Below are 4,739 nucleotides of genomic sequence, written 5' to 3'. Positions count from 1 at the left end.
TGGCCCTGCGCCGAGAATCCGGGCGAAGGCCTCACGCGACGCATCCGCGGCACGCTCGGCGCGGATGAAGTCGAGCCCTCCATTGGTCCACTCATCCACGAAACTCTTGTAGGCAAAGGCTAGGCGCCGGCTGCCGAGTGCGACGGCGGCGGTGTTGAGGTAGGCGCATTGTTCCAGATAGGGGAACTCATCGCGCGTCTTCCGCAAGGCATCGCTCGGCCTCATGGTCATCTCCGGCCCCATCGTGTCACGTCGCCCACGCCGAGCGTGCCAGATTGCAACTGCGCGCGCACGCATCCCGCTGCACCGCGACTGAACGGGGCATCCGTTGCGCGATGCGCATCGAACGTTTGCTCTTGCCTTAAAAAGCCGCCCGCTTTTGTGAGATAATGTCCTTATCATGCGTGATTGGTTGCGGCGCCGCGGATGAACCGGGTAGGCTCCAATCCCAGGAGGCGCCCATGCCCGACACCGTCCCCGTCACCCTCGAGGTCGAGCCCGCCGTCGCCGCCGCCCTCGCCGACCCCCGCACCCGCGCCGCCATGGGCCGCCTGGTCAGCCGGGTGCTCCGGCCGCGCCCAGGCCCGAGCGAACTGGCGCAGGCGATCGCCGCCGCCAAGGCCGAGGCGCGCGCCGCCGGCCTGACCGACGCCGACATCGACGTCGAGCTCGACGCCTACAACGCGGAGCGCCGCGGCGGCCCGACGGCTTGATCGTCTTCGACGCGTCGGCCGTGGTCAGCGCCGCGCTGCGCCAGGACGGCACGCCCGAGCGGGCGCTGCTGCGCGCCGAGGAGACCGACGTCTTCGCGCTCTCGGCCGAGGTCGAAGCGGAGATCGCCGGCGTGCTGGAGCGGCCGCGCTTCGCCACGGCGATCTCGCCAGCGCGGCGGGCCCGCATCCTCGACCTGCTGCGCGGCGAGGCGGTGTGGTTCAGCCCCTCCGAGCGCGTGACGGACTGCCGCGACAGCAAGGACGACAAATACCTGGAGCTGGCGCTCGCCGCCGGCGCCTGGGCGATCGTCAGCGGCGACGCCGACCTGCTCGTGCTGCATCCCTGGCGTGGCGTGCGCATCCTGCGGCCGGCCGATTACCTCGCGGAGGCCGGCGGTGGCGCATGACCTGGTGCTTCCGATGGCCGGCACCCTGCCCTGCCCGGCGCCCTCGCCGTGCCGGTCACGGTGGCCGACGCCGGCGCGGCGGCGGCGCGACGCTACGTCGAGTTCTTCGCGGCCGAGATCCGCAACCTAAACACGCGTGCGGCCTACGCCCGCGCGGCGTCGGACTTCTTCGGCTGGTGCGAGCGGCGCGGCCTGGCGCTGCCGGCGGTGCAGCCGGTGCATGTCGCAGCCTGGGTGGAGGGCCTCGGCCGGACACTGTCGGCGCCGAGCGTGAAGCAGCGGCTCGCCGCGGTGCGGATGCTGTTCGACTGGCTCGTGGTCGGCCAGGTGGTGCCGCACAACCCGGCGGCGCCGGTGCGCGGGCCGAAGCACAGCGCGGTCAAAGGCAAGACGCGGATGCCGACGCGCGACGAGGCGAAGGCGCTGCTCGCCGCCATCCCGACCGACGGCGTCGTCGGTCTGCGCGACCGCGCGCTGATCGGGCTGCTGCTCTACACCTTTGCCCGCGTCGGCGCGGCGACGGTGATGCGCGTCGGCGACTACTCCCCCGTCAGCAAACGCTGGTGGGTGCGCCTGCACGAGAAAGGCGGCCGGCACCACGAGATACCCTGCCATCACACGCTGGCCGAGTGGCTCGACGCCTACATCGAGGCGGCCGGAATTGAGGGTGACCGGCGCGGACCGCTGTTCCGCACGGCCGAGGGCCGTAGCGGTCGGCTGACGGAGGCGGCGATGACGCAGCCCGACGTGTATCGGATGATCGGACTGCGGATTCCGACGGAAGTCGGCCACCGTTTCCGATTTGATGTCGGCCGGTGATTCCGAGATGAAGTCGGCCATTCCGATTTGAAGTCGGCCACCCCCCTGGGGTGGTGGTTGCTCGACGGCTGGGCGGGGTCCGGGCCCCCTTCGCGATGGACGCGAGAGGGGGACCTGGATGCCGGCCGAGAGAGTGTCGATGCGACGCGTGCGAGAGATCCTGCGGCTGAAATACGAGGTGGGCGCGACCGACCGTGCGATCGCGCGCTCGGTGGGCGTTGCGCGCAGCACGGCGCGGCTGTGCCTGGACCGGGCGGCGGCGGCGGGGCTGACCTGGCCGCTGCCGGCGACGGTGACGGATGGCGCACTGGAGGCGCTGCTGTTCGCCGGTGGCGGGGCGCCGGCTGGGTTGCGGCGAAAGGTCGAGCCGGACTGGGTGGTGGTGCACCGCGAACTGCGGCGGCCTGGCGTGACGCTGATGCTGCTGTGGGATGAGTACCGGCGCGAGCAGCCTGGCGGTTACGGCTACAGCCGCTGGTGCGACCTCTACCGGGGCTGGGAGGGCCGGCTGTCGCCGACGATGCGGCAGGTGCACCCGGCGGGGGAGCGGCTGTTCGTCGACTTCGCCGGGCAGACGGCGGAGGTGATCGATCCCGCCACTGGCGAGGTGCGCACGGCGCAGGTGTTCGTCGCGGTGCTGGGGGCGTCGAGCTACACCTACGCGGAGGCGGTGTGGACGCAGACGCTGCCGGATTGGGTGGGTGCCCATGTCCGGGCGTTGGAGTTCATCGGCGGGGTGCCGCGGCAGATCGTGCCGGACAACCTGCGCAGCGGCGTACTGCGGGCCAACTGGTATGAGCCCGGTCTCAACCCGACCTACCGGGACCTGGCCGCTCACTACAGCACGGCGATCCTGCCGGCGCGGATTCGGCGGCCACGCGACAAAGCCAAGGTCGAGGCCGGCGTGCTGGTGGTGGAGCGCTGGATACTGGCGCGGCTCCGGCATCAGCGGTTCGGCTCGCTGGGCGCGCTGAACGTGGCGATCGCGGCGCTGCTGGTGGACCTGAACGGTCGGCCGATGCGCAGGCTCGGGGTCAGCCGGCGGCAGTTGTTCGAGGAGCTGGACCGCCCGGCACTGGCCGACCTGCCGGCGGAGCCGTTCGTCTATGCCGAATGGCGGATCCGCCGTGTCGGGCTCGACTACCATGTCGACGTCGACGGCCATTACTACTCGGCGCCGCACCGGCTGCTGCGGCAGCAGGTAGAGGCCCGCGTCACCGCCCGGACGGTGGAGTTGTTCCACAAGGGCGAGCGCGTCGCCGTCCACGTCCGTGGCGGCCTGCGCGGCCGGCACACCACGCTCACCGAGCACATGCCACAGGCGCACCGGCGCCATGCCGAATGGACGATCGAGCGGATCGGGCGGGAGGCGGCGGCCATCGGTGCGTCCACCGCGGCGCTAACGGCGATCATTCTCGAGAGCCGTCCCCATCCCGAGCAGGGGTTCCGCGCCTACCTCGGCATCCGGCGGCTGCTGCGGACCTATGGGCGGGACCGGCTGGAGGCGGCGTGTGCGCGCGGCCTCGAGATCGGCGCCCGGTCCTACGGCTCCATCCAATCGATCCTGCAGAACGGCCTTGACCGTCAGCCCGCGCCGCGCCGGCCGCGGGAGAGCGACGAGCTGCCCCTGCTGCACCCGAACATCCGGGGTTCCGGCTACTACCATTGAGGAGAGAGACCATGCTGACCCATCCCACCCTCGACCAGCTGCGCCAGCTCGGCCTCGCCGGCATGGCGCGGGCATTCGAGGATCTGCAGAGCCGCAGCGGCGGCGAGCTCGCCCCTGCCGAATGGCTCGGCCTGCTGCTCGACCGCGAGATCGCTGATCGCCAGGACCGGCGGCTGAAGGCGCGGCTGCAGTTCGCCAAGCTGCGGCACCAGGCCAGCATCGAGGACATCGACTGGCGCTCCAGCCGCGGCCTCGACCGGGCGCTGTTCCAGAAGCTGGCGCTGGGCGGCTGGATCGAGGCGCGGGAGAACCTGATCATCGAGGGGCCGACCGGGGTCGGCAAATCCTGGCTGGCCTGCGCCCTCGGCCAGAAGGCCTGCCGCGACAACCACTCCGTGCTCTACCAGCGGGTGCCACGGCTGTTCGCTGACCTCGGCTTGGCGCGCGGCGACGGGCGGCATGCGCGGCTGATGCGCACACTGGGCGCGGTGAAGGTGCTGATCCTGGATGACTGGGGTCTCGAGCCACTTGGGCCTGAGCAGCAGCGCGACCTGCTGGAACTCGCCGAGGACCGCTACGGCCGCGGCGCTACCCTGATCACCAGTCAGGTTCCGGTAGACCGCTGGCACGATCTGATCGCCGGCAACCCCACCCTGGCCGACGCCATCCTCGACCGCCTCGTCCACAACGCGCACCGCATCCAGCTGCGCGGCGACAGCCTGCGACGAAAGCGGACTGCCGCGACGGCACCAGACGCTTGACCTGAACCGCCTACCCGATGGAGACAACAATCTGCCCGCTGACGAGTAGCCACCCGGCCGACATCAATCGGAATGGCCGGCCGACATGACGTCGGAATCGGTGGCCGACTTCGCCTCGGAACAGGCGGCCGACATCGTCGGAATCCACAACGTGTATCGGATGATCGGACGGCGCGCCGAGGCGGCGGGCGTGGCGACGCAGATCGGCTGCCACTCCTGGCGCGCGCGGGTCATCACCGCCTACCTGGAGAACGGCGGCCTACTGGAGCATGCGCACGCAATGGCGGGGCATGCCAGTGCACGCACGACGAAGCTCTACGACCGGCGCGGCGAGCAGGTCTCGCTCGACGAGGTGGAGCGAATCACGCTT

General features: G+C 71.0%; 6 protein-coding genes and 1 pseudogene. 6 read left to right on the top strand and 1 reads right to left on the bottom strand.

What is annotated here, in order from left to right; translation table 11 throughout:
• Window positions 1–225, bottom strand: a 225-nt coding sequence (locus ACFHPP_RS30435; RefSeq protein ID WP_437166978.1) for a hypothetical protein, incomplete at its 3' end; no start/stop codon positions are given.
• 236 nt (window positions 226–461) lie between these two features.
• Between ACFHPP_RS30435 and ACFHPP_RS30430 the strand changes: the two genes are divergently transcribed.
• The 6 genes and pseudogenes from ACFHPP_RS30430 to ACFHPP_RS30405 form a co-directional block, all read left to right on the top strand.
• Window positions 462–713, top strand: coding sequence for a hypothetical protein (locus tag ACFHPP_RS30430; RefSeq protein WP_437166977.1), 252 nt, complete (start codon window positions 462–464; stop codon window positions 711–713).
• Window positions 710–1,120 carry a putative toxin-antitoxin system toxin component, PIN family gene (locus tag ACFHPP_RS30425; protein WP_437166976.1) on the top strand — a complete coding sequence of 137 codons (411 nt, stop codon included), beginning with the start codon at window positions 710–712 and terminating at the stop codon, window positions 1,118–1,120. The genes ACFHPP_RS30430 and ACFHPP_RS30425 overlap by 4 nt, the downstream gene beginning before the upstream one ends.
• Window positions 1,121–1,168: 48 nt before the next feature.
• Window positions 1,169–1,939, top strand: coding sequence for a tyrosine-type recombinase/integrase (locus ACFHPP_RS30420; RefSeq protein ID WP_437166975.1), 771 nt, complete (start codon window positions 1,169–1,171; stop codon window positions 1,937–1,939).
• Window positions 1,940–2,078: 139 nt separating this feature from the next.
• The gene (gene istA, locus ACFHPP_RS30415) at window positions 2,079–3,608 is read left to right on the top strand and encodes an IS21 family transposase (protein WP_437166974.1); all 1,530 of its coding nucleotides are present in this window, start codon (window positions 2,079–2,081) and stop codon (window positions 3,606–3,608) included.
• 11 nt (window positions 3,609–3,619) lie between these two features.
• Entirely contained in the window at window positions 3,620–4,369 is a 750-nt protein-coding gene (gene istB / locus ACFHPP_RS30410; protein ID WP_437166973.1) for an IS21-like element helper ATPase IstB, read from the top strand.
• An 85-nt stretch (window positions 4,370–4,454) separates the two neighbouring features.
• Window positions 4,455–4,739, top strand: a pseudogene (locus ACFHPP_RS30405) (hypothetical protein); the annotation flags it as partial.

It is taken from the genome of Falsiroseomonas sp. E2-1-a20, assembly GCF_051433195.1.
Lineage (GTDB): Bacteria > Pseudomonadota > Alphaproteobacteria > Acetobacterales > Acetobacteraceae > Falsiroseomonas.
Note: the sequence above shows the minus strand (reverse complement) of the source record. Positions and strands in the feature narration are given on the sequence as shown.